The sequence below is a fragment of the Halomonas gemina genome (assembly GCF_023554995.1).
Lineage (GTDB): Bacteria > Pseudomonadota > Gammaproteobacteria > Pseudomonadales > Halomonadaceae > Halomonas > Halomonas gemina.
The window spans coordinates 1-19,782 of sequence record NZ_JAMJPK010000009.1; the positions used below are offsets into that span (position 1 = coordinate 1).

The window sequence follows — 19,782 nt, forward strand, 5'->3', positions numbered from 1 at the left end:
GTGGACGCACCTCTGGTGTTCCGGTTGTCACGCCAGTGGCATTGCCGGGTAGCTATGTGCGGACGGGATAACCGCTGAAAGCATCTAAGCGGGAAGCCCCCTTCAAGATGAGACATCCCCGAGGCCTTGAGCCTCCTGAAGGGCCCAGCGAGACCAGCTGGTTGATAGGCCGGGTGTGGAAGCGCTGCAAGGCGTTGAGCTAACCGGTACTAATGGCCCGTGAGGCTTGACCATATAACACCCAAGCGGTCTGCCGATGGCGACCGACAGCCGGATACGACGAGACGTAGCGTCAGCATGATTCACCGTTTTTCGCCTGACGACCATAGCGTGCGGGAACCACCTGATCCCATGCCGAACTCAGCAGTGAAACCGCTCAGCGCCGATGGTAGTGTGGGGCCTCCCCATGCGAGAGTAGGTCATCGTCAGGCACCTATTCAGAAAAAACCCCGAGTTCACCAGAGCTCGGGGTTTTTTCGTATCTCGCCCTCAGGGTAAAGGTAGTGGAAATCTCACATTGCCGGTGGGCTGCCCCGCCGCACTCGAGGTGGGGGACGTTTGCATGTCAGGCTGTCCAGTCGATCCTGTTTATGTGTTTATGGATGGGTGACGTGAGCCGATGACGGTGGCGCCACCGTGCCGCGTTCCACCAGGTGAGTCGAGAAGCAGAGCGGTCCTTGCCAGGGGTCGTCATAGGCCAGGGAGATCACCCTGCCGCTGGCTGCCTGCGCCATCCGGTCCACGGGGACGTGGACCGACGTCAGCCCTGGCGTGACATAGTGTGCATATACCTCATCGTCGAAGCCCACCAGCGAGACATCCTCGGGTACGCTCAAGCCGAGCTCCTTCAGGTGCAGCATGGCCCCGATGGCCATGTCGTCGTTGCCCACCGCCAGGGCCGTGAAAGGCACGCCGCGCCGCCGCAGGGTATCCACGGCCTCTCGCCCGCTCGACTCCTGCCAGGTTCCTTCCACCACGGCACCTTCCGGTACGGCCAGCCCGGCTTCCTCCATGGCCTGGTGATAGCCCGCCAGTCGCTGGGTGGCATCCTGCTTCCAGCGCGGGCCGGTAATGCAGGCGATGTGTCGGTGGCCCTGCTCGATCAAGTGGCGAGTGGCGAGATAGCCGCCCTGCTGGTTGTCGACATAACTGCACTGCCCCTCCAGTCCGGGCACCCGGCGGTTGATGACGACCAGGGGAATCTGCGCGGCCAGCGCCACAAGGGCGTCATCGTGCAGGCGATCCGACTGGACCAGGAGGCCATCGCAGCGACGCGACATCAGGAAGTCGATCGACTCCTGCTCGCGGATCAGCTCGTTATGTCCCGAGGCGACCAGAAGCGACTTCCGGTGCAGGCGAAGCTTTTCTTCCAGGTTCACCATCAAGGTGCCCATGAAGGGGCCTGCAAGGTGGGAGATCACCAGGCCGATGCAATCGGAACGGTTGGAGGCCAGGGAGCGGGCAAAGGAGTTGGGGCGGTAGCCAAGCTGCTTCATGGCGTCTTCCACCCGTCGGCGCGTCTCCTCCGCCACCGGCACTTCGCCATTCATGACGCGGGAGACCGTCGCGGGCGAGACCCGTGCCAGCCTGGCAACCTCCTTGATGGTAGACATGCTTGCTCCTGATGCCCTTCGAGCTCACCAAGGACGTGGCTTGGTGAGTCGACGCAATGGATGAAACTCAATCACCTGGTAAGCCAGGGAGTACAGAAATGTCGATGATCGAAGACTATAGTCGCCAATGCAATCGATTTCATGCTCGTCATCCAGAACAAGCAGGTGACCTGATCCAAGGGCTTTGGGTGGACTGCGTCATTCGTACAGGTAGCAGCGCACGAAGTGGTCCTTCGCGATCCGGGTGACCTCAGGCAGGCGGGTGCTGCATTCCTCACGGGCATGGGGGCAGCGCTGTGCGAAGGGGCAACCGGTACTCTCGGGCTGCCACATGGGGATGTCGGCCTTGTGCTGGTACTGGCTCATGTCCCGGTGCTTCTGTGCTCCGGGCTGGGGAACCGCGGCGAGCAGCAGCTGGGTATAGGGGTGCTGGGGGTTCTGGGTGACGGCATCACTGTTGCCCCACTCCACCATGTGGCCGACATACATCACCGCCGTCCGTTCGGCGAAATAGCGGGCGGTGGCGATGTCGTGGGTGATGTACATGAAGGCGATGTCGTGCTGGTCCTTCAGGTCCATCATCAGGTTGAGGATACCGAGCCGGATGGACACATCGAGCATCGAGATCGGCTCGTCGGCCAGGATGACGTCGGGTTCCACGGCCAGTGCCCGCGCGATCGCCACCCGCTGACGCTGGCCGCCACTGAGCTCATAGGGAAACTTGTCGGCCGTCTCGGCGGCCGGCGTCAGGCCCACGGTCTCGAGCAGTTCGAGCACCCGCGCCCGCAAGGCCGCCTTGCCGCGGACCTTGCCATGGATCTGCAGGGGCCGGGCGATCTGGTAGAAGATGCGGTGGACCGGATTGAGGCTGCCGAACGGGTCCTGGAAGATCATCTGCACGCGGTTGGCGAAGCCCCGCTTGCCGCCCTGGGCGATCAGTTCATGCATCTGCTGGCCGCGAAAGGTCACCTCACCCGAGGTGGCCTCGTGGACCTGGGAGAGAATCCGCGCGCTGGTGCTCTTGCCGCTGCCCGACTCGCCGACGATGGCCAGCGCCTCTCCCGGGAAGAGGTCGAAGGACACGGCATTCAGGGCACGCATGGTGGTGCGCTCCATCAGCGACCCGCCCAGGGTGAAGTCCTTGGTCAGGTCGCGCGCCGACACGATGGGGGCGTTGGCTTCGGTGGTCATGTTCATCCCGCGGTCCTCTCGGCAAGTTCGTGGCAGGCGGCCCGGTGAGCGGGTGACACCTGAATCATTTCCGGGTCGTGCGTCCGACAGGGGGAGAAGCAGCGCTCGCAACGGTCCTGGAAGTAGCACCCCTGGGGGGCTTCGAGGAGGTTGAGCGGGTTGCCGGGAATGCCATACAGCCGCTCCCTGGGGCCATGGATGGTCGGGAAGGAGTTGAGCAGGCCCCGGGTGTAGGGATGCTGGGGGCGATAGAAGACCTCGTCGGCAGTGCCCAGCTCGACCAGCTTGCCGGCATACATGATGCCGATGCGGTCGGCGATCTCGCCCATGAGGCTGAGATCGTGGCTGATGAAGAGGATGGAGAAGCCGAACCTGTCCTTCAGCTGATACAGCTCATCCATGATCTCCCGCTCCACGACCACATCCAGGGCGGTGGTCGGTTCATCCATGATGATCAGGCGAGGCCTGAGCGCCAGGGCGATGGCGATCACCACCCGTTGGCGCATCCCGCCACTGAGCTGATGGGGAAAGCTGTCCATGCGGCTGGGATGCAGCCCCACGGTCTGGAGGAGCTCCTCTCCCTGGCGCCAGGCCTCCTTCTTGCGGACCCTGCGGTGGGCGAGGATGACATCGATGATCTGCTCGCCGACCGTGATGACGGGATTGAGGGAGTTCATCGCGCTCTGGAAGACCACGCTGACCTCATTCCAGCGGAACTGGCGCAGGGTGCGCTTGTTCATGCTCAGCACGTCGCGGCCGCGGTAGCGGATCTCGCCCTCGGAGATGAGCGCCGGGGCCTTGTGCAGGCGAGCGATGGAGAAGGCCAGGGTCGACTTGCCACAGCCCGACTCGCCGGCCAGGCCCAGGGTCTCCCCCGGTCGAATGCTTAGGCTGACGTCGTTGACGGCCCGGACCATGCCCTTCGGTGAGACATAGTCGACACACAGGTTGCGAATCTCCAGCAGCTCGCTGGTGTCCTCGTCGCGGGCGGGTTGAAAGGCAGGGATTGCCATCAGGAAGCACCTCGCAGGCGTTTGGCTTGAATGATGCGGTTGAGCTTGCGCCAGCGCTTGATGTGCGGGCCGGTCTTGAGCTTGGGATTGCTGACCTGGTCGATGGACATGTTGATCAGGGCCATGGCGCCACCGACCAGCGCGATGGTCACGGCCGGCACGATCATCTCCCACCAGCCGCCGGTGTAGAGGGCGGCAGACGACTGGGCCCAGTACAGCATGGTGCCCCAGGTCACCACGGTGGGATCCCCCAGCCCCAGGAACTCGAGGCCGGCCTCGTTGATCAGGGCGTACATGACCACCCCGACGAAGCTGCCGGCGACGATCGAGATCAGATTGGGCAGAATTTCCACCAGCACGATGCGCAGGCGGCTCTCGCCCATGCACTCCGCCGAGAGGATGAATTCCTTCTGCCGGATGGCCATGGTCTGGGAGCGCACGACGCGTGCCCCCCATGGCCAGCTGGTGATACCGATCAGCAGGGCGATCACGACAGGCCCCACCTGCCCGAGAAAGGCCGCCAGGACGATCAGCAGGGGCAGCTGCGGGAAGACCAGCACCACGTTCATGGCGAAGTTCAGCCACTGATCGATTCGGCCACCGAAGTAGCCGGCGGAGATGCCGACCAGGATGGAGATGACCGTGGAAATGGCTCCGGCGATGAAGGCCACGCCCAGCGAGGCGCGTCCGCCATGCAGCAGCTGGCTGAACACGTCCCGCCCCTGGCGGGTCGTGCCGAGCACATGCTCGGCACTGGGCTCGACGTGGGGACGGGCGACGCGTTCGTCGGGTGCATGTGCCGTGAACCAGGGGCCGATCAGGCAGGCCACGATCACCAGCGCCATCAGGCCGCCGCCGATGGTCGCCGACAGGTTGCCCTGGAAGAAGGCGGCGATATTGCGCAGTCGCCGCCAGCGGGGTGCGTTCACCATGGTGGCCTTCCTGGAGTGGTCAATTGGCATGGAGTAGTCAGTCATCGGTAAGCCCTTCGGTTACTTGCGCAGACGCGGGTCGAGCCACAGGTAGGTGAGGTCGGCAATGAAGTTGCCGATCAGCACGAAGGCGACGATCAACAGCAGCAGGGCCTGCACCAGGGGGTAGTCGCGGGCATTGATCGCCTTGAGCAGGGTGTTGCCCACTCCCGGGTAGTTGAAGACGATCTCGATGAAGATCTGGCCGGCGACGGCGAAGCCGAGGCCCATGGCCACCGAGGTCACCACCGGCAGGACGGCGTTGCGCGAGGCATAGCGCAGCATGATGCGGGTCTGACTGAGGCCCTTGGCCTCGGCCATGGTGATGATGTCCTCGCCGAGCACGTTGATCATGGCGTTGCGCATGGTCATGACCCACTGGGCGAGGCTGACCAGGACGATCACCAGCAGGGGCAGCACGGCATGGTGGGCGACACTGCCCAGGTACTCGGCCGTCCAGCCCGGCTCCAGGGAAGGGTCGGCGGCATAGCTCATCGGGAACCACTGCAGCTGCAAGCCGAAGATGTAGAAGACCAGCAGGGCGGTGACGACGGCAGGCATCGAGGAGAGCACCGCGGCCATCGGCGGAAACAGGGAGGCGAACCAGTTGCCGCGCTTGTAGGCGGCAATGGTCCCCAGGATCAGGCCGAGGATGATGGCGGTCGTGACCCCCAGCCCGATCAGGAACAGGGTCCAGGGGAAGGTAAAACCGAGCACGGTGGTCACGTCGGTCGGATACATCAGGACGGAGGGGCCCAGGTCACCGGTGAAGACGCTCTTCACGTACTGGAGGTATTGCGACCACAGCGGCCCCTCGGAAAAGCCGTACATGGCGCGAATGGCCTCCATCTGGGAGGGGTCGAGCTGCCCCGCGGAGCCGGCGAAGAGCGCATCGACGGGATCGCCCGGCATGATGCGAGGCAGCAGGAAGTTGAAGGAGATGGCGATCAGGAACGCGACGAAATAGAACAGGAATCGACTGGTGATGTACCGCATGGAGGTCGCCTCTGGCTCGGGTTCGACGAGGAGTCGGAGCGGGTCCGACTCCCCTCACGCTAAGGGTCGGTTACTTCCGGTGGAGGTTGTTGAAGATCAGGGTGTTGTTGCCCGTGGAGTAGAATACCGGGTGCACGTAGGGATCTTCGGCGTTCGGCCAGCCCACGAATTCACTGGTGTTGTACTGGAACCAGGTGGCGTTGGAGAACAGCGGGACGAACGGCAGCTTCTCGGCGGTGAAGCGTTGCAGCTGAGCGAGGCTATCCTGCTTGGCGTCGGCCTCGGTCAGGGAGCCGAAGTCCTCGATCAGTTCATCGACCCGCTCCGAGTGCATGCCGTGCCCGGCGTGCCAGATCTGGCCGACGCGGCTGGTGTGGTAGTACTCCTTGAAGGTCTGGATGGGGTGTGTCGACAGCAGGGACCAGTTGATGGCGGCCTGATAGTCGCCCTCCTTGAGCGACTGGTCGTAGACGCCCCACTCCACGGCATTGACGTTGGCCTCGATGCCGACGTCCTGGAGGTACTCGGTAATCATCAGCACGGTCTGCACCCAGTCGGTCCAGCCGTTGACGACCTGAATGTCGAACGAGAGCTCCGAGCCGTCTGGCAGTTCGCGCTGGCCATCGCCGTCGACGTCCCGGTAGCCGGCCTCATCCAGCAACTGGCGGGCTTTGTCCGGATCGTACTGGGTCAGCCAGCCGTACTCTTTCATGACCGACTCATCCATGTAGTCGGCGTAGTAGTCGCCGATGCCACCTGGAAAGAAGTTCGCCGTGGGGTAGCCGTAGGCCGCCAGGTCGACGATCGCCTCACGGTCCAGCGCCACGGAGACCGCCTGGCGGAACGTCAGGTCGTCGAAGGGCGCTTGCCTGGTGTTCAGGTAGAGGTGGATGGCATCATTGGCCGGGTACCAGTAATGGTGATTCTCGGGGTTGGTGGCGACGAAGGTCTTCTCGACGTCGGCGATGAAGTTGGACCCCCAGTCGATCTCGCCATTCATCAGGGCCGGCTGAATCTGGGAGTTGTCATTGAAGGCGCGGTACCTGATGCAATCCAGGTAGGGGCGGTCCTCCTGGTAGTAGTGCGGGTTGCGGCAGATCTCCATCTGCTGGGGCCGCACGTACTCGATTTCCGTCACCGGGCCCGAGCCGATCGCCTCGGGGTTGGTGAAGGTGGCGGGATCGCCGGCCTGCTCCCAGACATGCCGGGGAAGCGGCATGTAGCGGTTCAGGTCCCAGTGCACGGTGCTGTCGGGCTTCGCCAGGTCGAAGCGGATCTCGCGGTCGGACACCCGGGTGACCCCGGTGACGAGGCCGTTGGCCAGAACGCCGGCGAGGTCGTACACGGGCACCTCGCGGGCCAGCTCGAAGGTGTAGACGACGTCGTCGGCGGTTAGCGGCTCGCCGTCAGACCACTTGAGATCCTCGCGGAGGGTGTAGGTGATGCTCCGGTAGTCCTCCGCATACTCGTAGCCTTCGGCCAGCCGCAGGCTGGTTTCCCCCTGCAAGACGTTGGTGAAGGCCAGGGTCTCGAAGGTCATCCCGCCGACGATGTTGAGGTTGTCGATGTAGGGATTGAAACTCTTGGTGAAGGCCGTGGTGATGACGGGCACGGTCAGGGTGCCGCCCTGGGCGGGGTCGGCCATCGTGGGGAAGGAGGTGGCGGCCACGGCGGCGGTCAGTGCCATCATGGAGAACGATTTCATTGGCGTTACCTTCTGTTGTCTATTGTTGTCGTCGTGATGCTGTCGTGGTGAGCGTGGGGAGGGGCTCAACGCCGCGCCTGCCGTGCCCAGAGGAAGTCGGCAAATGCCTTGGCGCTGTCCTTGAGCGTGCGCCGCTGGGTCTCGTAGTCGATGTACACCATGCCGAAGCGCTTGCTGTAACCCTCCGCCCACTCGAAGTTGTCCATCAGGCTCCAGGCGAAGTAGCCCCGGACATCGACGCCCTGCTCGATCGCCTCGTGGACGGCATTGAGATGGCTGTTGAGGTAGCGGCAGCGCTGCTCGTCATGGACCTCTCCCTCCACCAGGCGGTCGTCACCGGCCATGCCGTTCTCGGTCACCATCAGGGGAGGCAGCCGGTACTGCGCGTTCAGGTCGACCAGCAGGTCGGTCAGGCCTTGCGGGTAGACTTCCCAGCCGAAGTCCGTGACCTCCACGTCCTCGGGCGGGTGGTCCTTGACCAGGCGCTGCTCGTCATAGGAGACGACGCTGCGGGTGTAGTAATTGATGCCGACGAAGTCCACCGGCTGGGAGATCAGCGCCATGTCGCCCGGCAGCACCTGGGGAGCCTGCTCCGGATAGAGGCGGGTGTAGAGCGCCGGGTAGCGGCCCTCGAGCACTGGCTCCAGGAACCAGTGGTTCATGCTCGCCTCGCCCACCAGGGCGGCCACCCGGTCGTCGTAGCGTCGGCTGTGGGGCGTGTTCGGGCCCATGTTGAGCACCAGGCCGGCCTGGGCGTCGGGGACGTTGGCGCGCAGGGCCTGCATGCCCAGGCCATGGGCCAGCAGGAGGTGATGCCCGGCCTGGCGGGCGAGGCGGGCGTCTTCCAGCCCCGGCGCGTGGATGCCGACCTCGTGGCCGAGGATCGCGCTGACCCAGGGCTCGTTGAGGGTGGCATAGGAGTGGACGCGGTCACCGAACTCGCGGGAGACCAGGTCGGCGTACTCCTGGAAGCGATAGGCCGTGTCGCGGTTGAGCCAGCCGCCGCGCTCCTGCAGGTGCTGGGGAAGGTCCCAGTGGTAGAGCGTCACGAAGGGCGTGATGCAACGCTCCAGCAGGCTGTCGAGGAGGCGCTTATAGAAATCCAGCCCCCTGGCGTTCGCCTGGCCATCCTTGGTCATCACGCGCGGCCAGGCGATCGACAGGCGGTAGGCGTCCACCCCCAGGCCCTGGATCAGCTCCAGGTCTTCCTGCCAGCGATGGTAATGGTCGCAGGCGGGCATGCCGCTGTCACCGTTCTTGACTCGCCCCTCGATGGCGCAGAAGTCGTCCCAGATGGACGGCAGGCGGCCATCGGCCTGGGTGGCTCCCTCGACCTGGAAGGCCGCCGTCGCGACACCGAAGGTGAAGTCCGGGGTGAGCAGTCGTGACGATTTCGGCAGTTCGATTCGTTGCATGGGAAGGCATGTTCCTTGTTGGGCCCGCGGGATTCTGGGTGCCATGGTCATGAAAGCGGTTTCATAAAAATATACGACTTTGGTCGCGAGGTTGCCGAGCGATCGTGAAAGCGATTTCATTTCAGCCGTTTCAGGTATGATTTCTTGTCCACTGCCCAGGAGCCGATGCCATGTCGCTTACAGGATTCGAAACCTCCGCGGACCATCCGCTGATGCACCGCTGCGGGCCCGGCGGTGCGCTATCAGCGCTACCTCGGCACGGGTGGGGCCTTTACCGAGGAGGCGGCTGAGGCAGGACTGCCGGGCACAGTGGGCGCAATACTTCGTCCGGTTCGTCCAGGCCTTGCGCGAGGAAGGCTTCTCGGTGTGGGGCGTGACCGTGCAGAACGAGCCCGAGGCGGCGGTCGACTGGTCGCTGCGCATCGGCGACGCGGCCCATGCCCTGACGACCCCGGCGCATGCGCTGCAGACCTGGGTGCTGTCCGACACCTGAGGCGGTCCGACGAGTGGCCGGCCTAGCGAATTGGTCGAGGCGATTTCCGGGGCACGGCGCCATCCGCTAGAATGGCACATTTCCCGTCAGGGGCATGAGCATGACCATCGTTGACCTGATCCGCCTGCTGAGCGATGGCGACTTCCACTCCGGCGAGCAGCTGGGCGAACGGCTGGGGGTGTCGCGGGCGGCAGTATGGAAGCAGTTGCGCAAGCTGGAGTCCCTGGGCATTGCCATGGAGGCGGTCAAGGGCCAGGGCTATCGCCTGGTCGAGCGCCTGGAGCTGCTTGATGGAGGCACCATCGTGGCCGGTCTCTCGCGAGATGCGCGCTCGCACCTGACGCGGCTGTTCGTCGAGGAGAGCCTGCCGTCCAGCAACGCCTTCCTGCGCGAGCGTTTCGCTCGGGGGGCGGGGCACGGGGAGGTCTGCCTGGTCGAGCAGCAGAGCGAGGGGCGCGGGCGCCGAGGGCGCACCTGGGTGACCCCCTGGGGGCGCACCCTGATGCTGTCTCTGGGCTGGCGGGTCGAGGCCGGGGTGGCCGCGCTGGAGGGGCTGAGCCTGGCACTGGGGGTAGTCCTCGCCAGGGTGCTCGAGCGCCACGGGCTAAGGCCCCGCCTCAAGTGGCCCAATGATGTGCTGCTGGAGGACGACGACGGGTCGCTCGGCAAGCTGGCGGGCATCCTGGTGGAGATCAGCGGCGATGCCACGGGCCCCTGCGAGGTGGTGGTGGGCATGGGGATCAATGTCGACCTGCCGGCGGCGTTCCGAGGGGGCATCGACCAGGCCGTCGCGGCGGTCCATGACCAGGCGCCGGGGCTCTCCCGCAATGCCCTGGCCGTCGAGCTGCTGGACGAGCTGCTGCCCCTGCTGGCGGGCTTCGAGCAGCAGGGGTTCGCCGCCTGGCGTGACGACTGGAACGCCCGTCACGCCTTCGCCGGCTGCGAGGTAGAGGTCCTGCAGCGGGGAACACGGGCGTTGGCGACCGCCGGTGAGGTGGACGAGGCCGGCAACCTCTGGGTGCAGCAGGAGGGGCGGCCGGTGCGGCTTGCCGGTGGCGAGATCAGCGTGCGGAGACGCGCATGATCCTGGATCTGGATATCGGCAACACCCTCTCCAAGTGGCGGCTCAAGGATGCCGACAGCAGCGAGATCCGTTCCCGCGGGGCGGTCTGGACCCGTGAAGAGTGGCGCCCGGGTGCGGATATCCCGGACCTCGACGTGGTCGAGGCAGTGCGCATCTCCAGCGTGGCGCGCAAGGCGGTGCTGGAGGAGACGGTGGGGCTGCTGCGCCGACGCGTCGGTACCGTCCACGTGGCGCGCTCGACGGCCGAGGCCCTGGGGGTCACCAACGGCTACGAGGAGCCCGGCCGGCTGGGCGTCGATCGCTGGATGGGGGCCCTGGCGGGCTACCAGCTGGCCGGCGGCTGCTGTGCCGTGGACTGCGGCAGCGCCATCACCGTCGACTTCGTGCTGCCCGGCGGACGACACCTGGGCGGCTATATCCTGCCCGGGCTGCGGCTGATGAAGGAGAGCCTGAAACTGGGTACCCGCAACGTGGCCATCGACCCGGACAGCGAGGCCGAGGAGCTGCTGGAGCCCGGCAGGCGCACCGTGGAGGCCGTCAATCATGGCATCTTCATGGCGGCGGTGAGTGCCGTCAATCGTATCTACAGCGAGGTGTGCGACCAGCAGGGCGTGGCGCTGCCGATGATGTTGACCGGTGGTGACGCCCGGGTGGTGTCACGGGGCATCCAGGTCCCCCATGCGGTCTGGCCGGACATGGTCTACGGCGGGCTGGAGGCCTGCTTCCCGCTGACCGCGGCCGAGCGGGCGGGGCGCATGTCCGGGGCGCCGCGGGTGCCCTCGCCGGTGGCGCTGGAAAAGATCCGGGCCGCACTTGCATTCTCCATGCTGCTTTGACACAATGCGCCGCGTTCCGGAGAGGCGCGGCCGGCAGGTTCGTTGCGCTTGCTCAAGTGTCAGAGAAAACAGGCACTTGACACCGGTAACAGAGGCGATAGAATGCATCGCCAGTTGGAGGGGTTCCCGAGTGGCCAAAGGGAGCAGACTGTAAATCTGCCGCGAAAGCTTCGAAGGTTCGAATCCTTCCCCCTCCACCAGGTTCAGCCGCACCCGATGCGTCGAGTGATGGCAAGCAAGAGTGGGTCGGCGGGCATAGTTCAATGGTAGAACCTCAGCCTTCCAAGCTGATGATGCGGGTTCGATCCCCGCTGCCCGCTCCAGGTATCGCGTCTTGATGCCGCCAGGTTGCGCTCATGTAGCTCAGGGGTAGAGCACACCCTTGGTAAGGGTGAGGTCGACGGTTCAAATCCGTCCATGAGCTCCATATCGAGAAGGCGAGCCACGGCTCGCCTTTTCTTTTTCTTCCTAGCAGGCTCTCCTGCAGGGAAGGGGTTGCCAGGAGAAGCGGATTTCGCTATCATGGCGCCCGCTGTCGTACAGGCCGCTTGCAAAGGGTGGTCTCGGAAGCAGATACAGGCCAGTAGCTCAATTGGCAGAGCAGCGGTCTCCAAAACCGCAGGTTGGGGGTTCGATTCCCTCCTGGCCTGCCAGTCTTCCCCAGGCTGGCGAGATCTCATATACTTTCATGTTTCGATTGCTGCACCCTGAGGAGTCTCGTTTTCATGAAGCATAGCGCCGAGGTGCAGGAGTCGCGCCACGACGGGCTCAAGTGGGCGGTTGTCGTCACTCTGCTGGTCCTTGCCGTGGTCGGCAATACCTATTTCGCCGACCAGGCGCTTCTCTATCGTGTGCTCGGTGTCGTCGTGCTCAGCGTGGCAGCGGCACTGGTGGCGCTGACCACGACCAAGGGTCGTGATCTGGTCGAGCTCGCCAGGAGTGCAAAGAAGGAGATCCAGCGTGTCGTCTGGCCGACCCGGCCCGAGACCGTGCAGACCACCGCCATCGTGCTGGTGGCCGTGCTGGTGGTCGGGCTGATGCTCTGGCTGATCGACACCCTTCTTGGCTGGGCGATGTCCGGCGTCATCGGTTAGGAGTTTTCATGTCCAAGCGTTGGTATGTCGTCCATGCCTACTCCGGCTTCGAGAAGCATGTCATGCGCTCGCTCATCGAGCGCGTGAAGATGTACGGCATGGAGGATCGCTTCGGCGAGATCCTGGTGCCGACCGAAGAGGTCGTCGAGGTGCGGGACGGCAAGCGTCGCAAGAGCGAGCGCAAGTTCTATCCCGGCTATGTGCTGGTCGAGATGGAGATGGATGACGAGACCTGGCACCTGGTCAACGAGACCCCGCGCGTCATGGGGTTCATCGGTGGCACCAAGGAGAAGCCGGCCCCGATCACCCGCAAGGAGGCGGATGCCATCCTCAGCCGGGTCAAGGACGGTACCGACAAGCCGAAGCCCAAGACGCTCTTCGAGCCGGGCCAGTCGGTGCGCGTCATCGACGGACCCTTCGCCGACTTCAACGGAGTCGTCGAGGAGGTCAACTACGACAAGAGCCGTGTGCAGGTCAGCGTGCTGATCTTCGGCCGCTCCACGCCCGTCGAGCTGGAGTTTGCCCAGGTCGAGAAGGAATAGCCTTCCGGGCCTGACTGTTTCGTGGCAACCACCCGCGGGTGGTTGTGTAACCCGGGGAGCCGCAAGGCGCTACTACCCAACTGGAGTCCAACATGGCCAAGAAAGTACAGGCTTACATCAAGCTGCAGGTCGCAGCTGGCAAGGCCAACCCGAGTCCCCCCGTGGGTCCCGCGCTGGGTCAGCACGGTGTCAATATCATGGAGTTCTGCAAGGCGTTCAACGCCGCGACCCAGGACATCGAGCCGGGCCTGCCGACCCCCGTGGTCATCACCGTCTACTCCGACCGCAGCTTCACCTTCATCACCAAGACCCCGCCCGCCGCGGTCCTGCTGAAGAAGGCGGCCGGCATCAAGTCCGGCTCCGGTGAACCGAACAAGACCAAGGTCGGCACCGTGACCCGCGAGCAGCTTGAGGAGATCGCCAAGACCAAGGAGCCCGACCTGACGGCTGCCGATCTCGACGCCGCGGTGCGTACCATTGCCGGTAGTGCCCGCAGCATGGGCCTGAACGTGGAGGGTCTCTGATCATGGCCAAGCTTACCAAGCGTGCACAGCAGATTCGCGAGAAGGTCGACGCCAACCGGACCTACTCTCTCGACGAGGCCGTGGCCCTGCTCTCCGAGCTGTCCACCGTCAAGTTCAAGGAATCCCTGGACGTCGCCATCAACCTGGGCGTCGACCCGCGTAAGTCCGACCAGGTCGTGCGTGGCGCCACCGTCATGCCTAACGGTACCGGCAAGGACGTGCGTGTCGCGGTCTTCACCCAGGGTGCCAATGTCGATGCGGCCAAGGAAGCCGGTGCCGATATCGTCGGCATGGACGACCTGGCCGAGCAGGTCAAGAAGGGCCAGCTGGACTTCGACGTGGTCATTGCCTCGCCGGACGCCATGCGCGTCGTCGGCCAGCTGGGCCAGATCCTCGGTCCGCGCGGCCTGATGCCGAACCCCAAGGTCGGTACCGTGACGCCCGACGTGGCCACCGCCGTCAAGAATGCCAAGGCCGGTCAGGTGCGCTTCCGTACCGACAAGAACGGCATCATCCATACTACCCTTGGCAAGGTCGACTTCGATGCGTCTGCCATCCAGGGCAACCTGGAGGCGCTGGTCGCCGACCTGAAGAAGCTCAAGCCGAGCACCTCCAAGGGTATCTATCTCAAGAAGGTCACCCTGTCCACCACCATGGGCCCGGGGCTGACCATCGATCATTCCGCCCTGGCCTGATCGGGCGGCGATCGAGACGATTGCAGGAACTTTGCGGTCCCCGTGCCGGGCTATCCTCGCCGGCGGGGCATCGTCAAAGACCGCAGGTGCCGTCTCTCTCGCGAGCGCGGCTTAATCTTCCCCCGGGAAGGCCTGCGCAGATGGTGTGGCCGCCAGATCTCTGGTGAGCACCATCACCCAGGACTCCCGACCTCCGGTCGGGAGAGATGGTAACCACCGGAATCCTCTCGCGAGGTTCCGGCACGAAGGAGTGATCACTGTGCCACTAGCACTCGAAGGCAAGAAGGCAATCGTTGCCGAGGTCAGTGAAGCGGCCAAGGATGCGCTCTCCGTCGTAGTTGCCGACTCTCGTGGCGTCGCGGTCAGCGCGATGACCGACCTGCGCAAGCAGGCCCGCGAGAATGGCGTGCAGATCCGTGTTGTCCGCAACACCCTGGCACGCCGCGCCCTGTCCGGAACTCCCTGGGAGATTCTGGACGAGACCTTCTCCGGTCCGACCATGCTGGCCTTCTCCTACGAGCATCCGGGCGCTGCCGCCCGTCTGTTCAAGGAGTTCGGCAAGGGTCAGAAGGAGTTCGAGGTCAAGGCGCTGGCCTACGAAGGTGAGCTGATCCCGGCAAGCGACATCGACCGTCTGGCAACCCTGCCGACCTACGATGAGGCGATCGCCAAGCTGATGTCCGTCATGAAGGAAGCGTCTGCCGGCAAGCTGGTCCGTACCCTCGCTGCGCTGCGTGACCAGAAGCAGGAGGAGGCCGCCTGACCGGCGAACTCTTGCGCTCAGCCCGAATCGAACATTGAATCCCCGAGCCATCGCGATGCCGAGGCTCCCGCAAAGTTAGGAATCTAGACAATGGCACTGACCAAAGAAGACATCATCAACGCTGTCGCCGACATGTCCGTCATGGAAGTGGCCGAGCTGATCGAGGCCATGGAAGAGAAGTTCGGTGTCTCTGCTGCCGCTGCCGTCGTGGCCGGCCCGGGTGGCGGTGAAGCCGCTGTCGAGGAAGAGCAGACCGAATTCGACGTCGTGCTGACCGGCGCCGGCGACAAGAAGGTCAACGTGATCAAGGCGGTCCGCGAGATCACCGGCCTGGGTCTCAAGGAAGCCAAGGGTGCCGTCGACGGCGCACCGGCGACCATCAAGGAAGGCCTGTCCAAGGACGACGCCGAAGAGGCAAAGAAGAAGCTGGAAGACGCCGGCGCGAGCGTGGAGCTCAAGTAACCCTTGTGCCCATGGCTTCACGCGCTGCGTAAGCTTCCACGGCTGGTGGCGGGACACCCGCTGCCGGCCTTTTTCTGTTGTCACTAGCCGGTCGCCCTCGGGCCACCGCTAGCCGAATTCCGACGGCGAGCCTCCTGGTGGTGGCTTGCCGTCAGCGCCTGACGGAGCCGTACCCGTCGGGTGACGCCGACACGCATCGGTCACCCATGGTGAACAAGCTGGGGAATACAGATGGCTTACTCATACACTGAGAAAAAACGCATCCGCAAGGATTTCGGCAAACTGCCCCAAGTGATGGATGTGCCCTACCTGCTGGCCATCCAGCTTGATTCCTACTACGAGTTTCTCCAGCAGGATCGCTCACCCGAAGAACGCCTGGAAATCGGCCTGCACGCCGCCTTCAAGTCGGTCTTCCCGATCGCGAGCTTCTCCGGCAACGCTGCCCTGGAGTATGTCAGCTACCGTTTCGGCACTCCGGCCTTCGACGTCAAGGAGTGCCAGCTGCGTGGCGTCACCTATTCGGCTCCCCTGCGCGTCAAGGTTCGCCTGATCATCTATGACAAGGATTCGTCCAACAAGGCGATCAAGGACATCAAGGAGCAGGAAGTCTACATGGGGGAGATCCCCCTGATGACCGAGAACGGTACCTTCGTCATCAACGGTACCGAGCGCGTCATCGTTTCCCAGCTGCACCGCTCGCCCGGCGTGTTCTTCGACCACGACAAGGGCAAGAGCCACTCCTCGGGCAAGCTGCTCTATTCTGCGCGGGTCATTCCCTATCGCGGCTCCTGGCTCGACTTCGAGTTCGATCCCAAGGACAGCGTCTTCGTGCGCATCGACCGTCGCCGCAAGCTGCCGGCCACGGTGCTGCTGCGCGCCCTGGGCATGAGCGCCGAGGAGATCCTCGACAACTTCTTCGAGCTCAGCACCTTCCACATCGAGAAGTCCGGCTTCTCCGTGGAGCTGGTGCCGTCGCGCCTGCGCGGTGAGACCGCCACCTTCGACATCAAGGACGGCGACGGTAACGTCATCGTCGAGGAAGGTCGCCGGATCACCCAGAAGCACATCCGCCAGCTGGAAAAGGCCGGTCTCGAGCGCCTCGACGTGCCGATGGACTACCTGTTCGGCAAGACCCTGGCCAAGGATCAGGTCGACCCGAACACCGGCGAGCTGATCTGCCCCTGCAATACCGAGATCACTCCCGAGCTGCTGGAGAAGATCGGCCAGGCGGGCATCACCACCCTCGAGACGCTCTATACCAACGATCTCGACTGTGGCCCCTTCATCTCCGACACCCTCAAGCTGGATACCACCGGGTCCCGTCTCGAGGCGCTGGTCGAGATCTACCGCATGATGCGTCCCGGCGAGCCGCCCACCAAGGAGGCCGCCGAGACGCTGTTCAACAATCTGTTCTTCAGCGAGGACCGCTACGACCTGTCGGGCGTCGGTCGCATGAAGTTCAATCGCCGCCTGCGTCGCGACAGTGACACCGGCTCCGGGGTCCTCGACCAGCAGGACATCCTCGATGTGCTGCGCGAGATGATCGCGATCCGCAACGGCTTCGGCGACGTTGACGATATCGACCACCTGGGCAACCGCCGCATCCGCTGCGTCGGCGAGATGGCCGAGAACCAGTTCCGCGTGGGCCTGGTGCGCGTCGAGCGCGCGGTCAAGGAGCGCCTCTCCATGGCCGAGAGCGAAGGCCTGATGCCCCAGGACCTGATCAATGCCAAGCCGGTGGCGGCCGCGGTCAAGGAGTTCTTCGGCTCCAGCCAGCTCTCGCAGTTCATGGACCAGAACAACCCGCTCTCCGAGGTCACCCACAAGCGCCGCGTCTCGGCGCTCGGTCCGGGCGGCCTGACCCGTGAGCGGGCCGGCTTCGAGGTGCGCGACGTCCACGCCACCCACTACGGCCGCCTGTGTCCGATCGAGACGCCGGAAGGTCCCAACATCGGCCTGATCAACTCCCTGGCCACCTACAGCCACACCAACAGCTACGGCTTCCTCGAGACGCCGTACCGCAAGGTCGTGGAGGGCCAGGTGACCGATGACGTGGTGCACCTCTCGGCCATCGAGGAGGGCGACTTCGTCATCGCCCAGGCTTCCGCCACCGTGGACGAGTCGAACAGGCTGGTCGACGACCTGGTGCAGGTCCGCCACCGCGGCGAGACCACCTTCATGCGTCCCGAGCAGGTCACGCTGATGGACGTGTCGCCCCGTCAGGTGGTCTCCGTGGCCGCGGCGCTGATCCCGTTCCTCGAGCATGACGATGCCAACCGCGCCCTGATGGGGGCGAACATGCAGCGTCAGGCCGTGCCGACCCTGCGGGCCGACAAGCCGCTGGTGGGCACCGGCATGGAGCGCTTCGTGGCGCGCGACTCCGGCGTCTGTGAGGTGGCCCGCCGCGGCGGAGTGATCGACTCGGTCGACGCCAAGCGCATCGTGGTGCGGGTCAGCGAGGACGAGATCATCGGCGGCGAGGCCGGCGTCGATATCTACAACCTGACCAAGTACCTGCGTTCCAACCAGAACACCTGCATGAACCAGCGGCCCATCGTGCGCCCCGGTGACCAGGTGCACCGCGGTGACATCCTGGCCGACGGCCCCTCCGTCGACATGGGCGACCTGGCCCTGGGCCAGAACATGCGCATCGCCTTTATGCCGTGGAACGGCTACAACTTCGAGGACTCCATCCTGCTCTCCGAGCGGACGGTCCAGGAGGACCGCTTCACCACCATCCACATCCAGGAGCTGACCTGCGTCTCCCGCGACACCAAGCTGGGGCCGGAGGAGATCACCTCCGACATTCCCAACGTCGGCGAGTCGGCGCTGGGCAAGCTGGACGAGGCCGGGGTGGTCTACATCGGCGCCGAGGTCGGCGCCGGCGACATCCTGGTGGGCAAGGTGACGCCCAAGGGCGAGACCCAGCTGACCCCGGAAGAGAAGCTGCTGCGCGCCATCTTCGGCGAGAAGGCGTCCGACGTGAAGGACACCTCGCTGCGTGCCCCGACCGGCATGAAGGGCACCGTCATCGACGTCCAGGTGTTCACCCGCGACGGGGTGGAGAAGGACTCCCGGGCGCTCTCCATCGAGCAGATGCAGCTCGACGAGGTGCGCAAGGACCTCCAGGAGACCTACCGCATCGCCGAGGATGCCACCTTCGAGCGCCTCAAGCGCACCCTCTCTGGCCAGGTCGTCAACGGCGGCCCCAAGCTGAAGAAGGGCGACGTGCTCTCCGACAGCTACCTCGAGGAGCTGCCGCGCCAGCAGTGGTTCAAGCTGCGCCTGCAGGACGAGACCTTCAACGAGCTGCTGGCCCAGGCCGACGAGCAGCTGGAGAACCGTCGCAAGGAGATGGACGAGCGCTTCGAGGACAAGAAGCGCAAGCTCACCCAGGGCGACGACCTGGCGCCGGGCGTGCTGAAGATCGTCAAGGTCTACCTGGCGATCAAGCGTCGCATGCAGCCCGGCGACAAGATGGCCGGCCGCCACGGCAACAAGGGCGTCATCTCGGCGATCATGCCCATCGAGGACATGCCCTTCGACGACAACGGTGAGCCCATCGACGTGGTGTTGAACCCGCTGGGCGTGCCCTCGCGGATGAACGTGGGACAGATCCTCGAGACCCACCTGGGCATGGCGGCACGCGGCCTCGGCGTCAAGATCGAGGGGCTGCTTCGCGATGCCCGCGAGCAGCAGGTGGCCGAGATCCGCGACTTCCTGGGGCAGGTCTACAACACCACCCAGGGGACCCGCGTCGAGGACATCGACTCGCTCTCCGACGAGGAGGTGATCGCCCTGGCGAAGAACCTCAAGGGCGGCGTGCCGATGTCCACGCCGGTGTTCGACGGTGCCCAGGAGCACGAGATCAAGCACCTGCTGCGCCTCGCCGACCTGCCGGATTCGGGCCAGATGACGCTCTACGACGGCCGTACCGGCGACGCCTTCGACCGTTCGGTGACCGTGGGCTACATGTACATGCTCAAGCTCAACCACCTGGTGGATGACAAGATGCACGCGCGTTCCACCGGCTCCTACTCCCTGGTCACCCAGCAGCCGCTGGGCGGCAAGGCGCAGTTCGGTGGCCAGCGCTTCGGCGAGATGGAGGTCTGGGCCCTGGAGGCCTACGGCGCGGCCTACACGCTCCAGGAGATGCTCACAGTCAAGTCCGACGACGTGGAGGGGCGCACCAAGATGTACAAGAGCATCGTGGATGGCGACCACGTCATGCAGGCGGGCATGCCGGAATCCTTCAACGTGCTGGTGAAGGAAATCCGCTCGCTGGGCATCGATATCGAACTGGAAAGCTGAGGCTGCAGCGCCTGCGCTTCACAGAATGACGGTCCGCGGGGGTGGCAACGCCCCTGCCCATGACAACTCCGCAA

Annotated in this window: 17 protein-coding genes, 4 tRNA genes and 2 rRNA genes; 16 read left to right on the forward strand and 7 right to left on the reverse strand. The window is 64.6% G+C overall.

Annotated features, from left to right (window positions below):
• Positions 1-234: ribosomal RNA gene (locus M8009_RS16880) — 23S ribosomal RNA — on the forward strand; the annotation flags it as partial.
• 81 nt (positions 235-315) lie between these two features.
• A 5S ribosomal RNA gene (gene rrf, locus M8009_RS16885) occupies positions 316-431 on the forward strand.
• A gap of 165 nt (positions 432-596) precedes the next feature.
• Here the strand turns inward: rrf and M8009_RS16890 are convergent.
• The 7 genes from M8009_RS16890 to M8009_RS16920 all read right to left on the reverse strand — a co-directional run bounded on the left by M8009_RS16890 (position 597) and on the right by M8009_RS16920 (position 8,904).
• Complete coding sequence (locus tag M8009_RS16890; RefSeq protein ID WP_250063381.1) at positions 597-1,613, reverse strand: LacI family DNA-binding transcriptional regulator; 1,017 nt, start codon at positions 1,611-1,613, stop codon at positions 597-599.
• 198 nt (positions 1,614-1,811) lie between these two features.
• Complete coding sequence (locus M8009_RS16895; RefSeq protein WP_250063383.1) at positions 1,812-2,810, reverse strand: ABC transporter ATP-binding protein; 999 nt, start codon at positions 2,808-2,810, stop codon at positions 1,812-1,814.
• The gene (locus tag M8009_RS16900; RefSeq protein ID WP_250063385.1) at positions 2,807-3,817 is read right to left on the reverse strand and encodes an ABC transporter ATP-binding protein; all 1,011 of its coding nucleotides are present in this window, start codon (positions 3,815-3,817) and stop codon (positions 2,807-2,809) included. The genes M8009_RS16895 and M8009_RS16900 overlap by 4 nt, the downstream gene beginning before the upstream one ends.
• A complete protein-coding gene (locus tag M8009_RS16905) occupies positions 3,817-4,749 on the reverse strand; it encodes an ABC transporter permease (RefSeq protein WP_250063387.1) in 933 nt (310 codons plus the stop codon). The genes M8009_RS16900 and M8009_RS16905 overlap by 1 nt, the downstream gene beginning before the upstream one ends.
• Before the next feature lie 60 nt (positions 4,750-4,809).
• Positions 4,810-5,784, reverse strand: a complete 975-nt coding sequence (locus M8009_RS16910) for an ABC transporter permease (RefSeq protein WP_250063389.1) — start codon at positions 5,782-5,784, stop codon at positions 4,810-4,812.
• Between the two features lie 70 nt (positions 5,785-5,854).
• Positions 5,855-7,489 (reverse strand): ABC transporter substrate-binding protein, encoded by a 1,635-nt coding sequence (locus M8009_RS16915; protein WP_250063391.1) that lies wholly within the window; start codon positions 7,487-7,489, stop codon positions 5,855-5,857.
• A gap of 65 nt (positions 7,490-7,554) precedes the next feature.
• Positions 7,555-8,904, reverse strand: coding sequence for a GH1 family beta-glucosidase (locus tag M8009_RS16920; RefSeq protein ID WP_250063392.1), 1,350 nt, complete (start codon positions 8,902-8,904; stop codon positions 7,555-7,557).
• A gap of 136 nt (positions 8,905-9,040) precedes the next feature.
• Between M8009_RS16920 and M8009_RS19150 the strand changes: the two genes are divergently transcribed.
• The 14 genes from M8009_RS19150 (at position 9,041) to rpoB (ending at position 19,708) form a co-directional block, all read left to right on the forward strand.
• Entirely contained in the window at positions 9,041-9,397 is a 357-nt protein-coding gene (locus tag M8009_RS19150; RefSeq protein ID WP_284047886.1) for a hypothetical protein, read from the forward strand.
• Between the two features lie 100 nt (positions 9,398-9,497).
• The gene (locus M8009_RS16925; protein ID WP_250063394.1) at positions 9,498-10,481 is read left to right on the forward strand and encodes a biotin--[acetyl-CoA-carboxylase] ligase; all 984 of its coding nucleotides are present in this window, start codon (positions 9,498-9,500) and stop codon (positions 10,479-10,481) included.
• Positions 10,478-11,317 carry a type III pantothenate kinase gene (locus M8009_RS16930; RefSeq protein WP_250063396.1) on the forward strand — a complete coding sequence of 280 codons (840 nt, stop codon included), beginning with the start codon at positions 10,478-10,480 and terminating at the stop codon, positions 11,315-11,317. Before M8009_RS16925 ends, M8009_RS16930 begins: the two co-directional genes overlap by 4 nt.
• Positions 11,318-11,433: 116 nt before the next feature.
• Positions 11,434-11,517: transfer RNA gene (locus tag M8009_RS16935), tRNA-Tyr, on the forward strand.
• Positions 11,518-11,566: 49 nt separating this feature from the next.
• Positions 11,567-11,640: transfer RNA gene (locus M8009_RS16940), tRNA-Gly, on the forward strand.
• Between the two features lie 29 nt (positions 11,641-11,669).
• Positions 11,670-11,744: transfer RNA gene (locus M8009_RS16945), tRNA-Thr, on the forward strand.
• A gap of 150 nt (positions 11,745-11,894) precedes the next feature.
• A tRNA-Trp gene (locus tag M8009_RS16950) sits at positions 11,895-11,970 on the forward strand.
• 72 nt (positions 11,971-12,042) lie between these two features.
• Positions 12,043-12,411, forward strand: coding sequence for a preprotein translocase subunit SecE (gene secE, locus M8009_RS16955; RefSeq protein WP_250063398.1), 369 nt, complete (start codon positions 12,043-12,045; stop codon positions 12,409-12,411).
• 8 nt (positions 12,412-12,419) lie between these two features.
• Positions 12,420-12,953, forward strand: coding sequence for a transcription termination/antitermination protein NusG (gene nusG / locus M8009_RS16960; RefSeq protein ID WP_250063401.1), 534 nt, complete (start codon positions 12,420-12,422; stop codon positions 12,951-12,953).
• 92 nt (positions 12,954-13,045) lie between these two features.
• Positions 13,046-13,477: a 50S ribosomal protein L11 gene (rplK, locus tag M8009_RS16965; RefSeq protein ID WP_133484167.1), complete on the forward strand. Its 432-nt coding sequence runs from the start codon at positions 13,046-13,048 to the stop codon at positions 13,475-13,477.
• 2 nt (positions 13,478-13,479) lie between these two features.
• The gene (gene rplA, locus M8009_RS16970) at positions 13,480-14,172 is read left to right on the forward strand and encodes a 50S ribosomal protein L1 (RefSeq protein ID WP_133636918.1); all 693 of its coding nucleotides are present in this window, start codon (positions 13,480-13,482) and stop codon (positions 14,170-14,172) included.
• A 259-nt stretch (positions 14,173-14,431) separates the two neighbouring features.
• Positions 14,432-14,935: a 50S ribosomal protein L10 gene (rplJ, locus tag M8009_RS16975; RefSeq protein WP_250063403.1), complete on the forward strand. Its 504-nt coding sequence runs from the start codon at positions 14,432-14,434 to the stop codon at positions 14,933-14,935.
• A 90-nt stretch (positions 14,936-15,025) separates the two neighbouring features.
• Positions 15,026-15,397, forward strand: a complete 372-nt coding sequence (rplL, locus tag M8009_RS16980; RefSeq protein WP_151442468.1) for a 50S ribosomal protein L7/L12 — start codon at positions 15,026-15,028, stop codon at positions 15,395-15,397.
• A 231-nt stretch (positions 15,398-15,628) separates the two neighbouring features.
• Positions 15,629-19,708, forward strand: coding sequence for a DNA-directed RNA polymerase subunit beta (rpoB, locus tag M8009_RS16985; RefSeq protein ID WP_250063405.1), 4,080 nt, complete (start codon positions 15,629-15,631; stop codon positions 19,706-19,708).
• Positions 19,709-19,782: the final 74 nt, after the last annotated feature.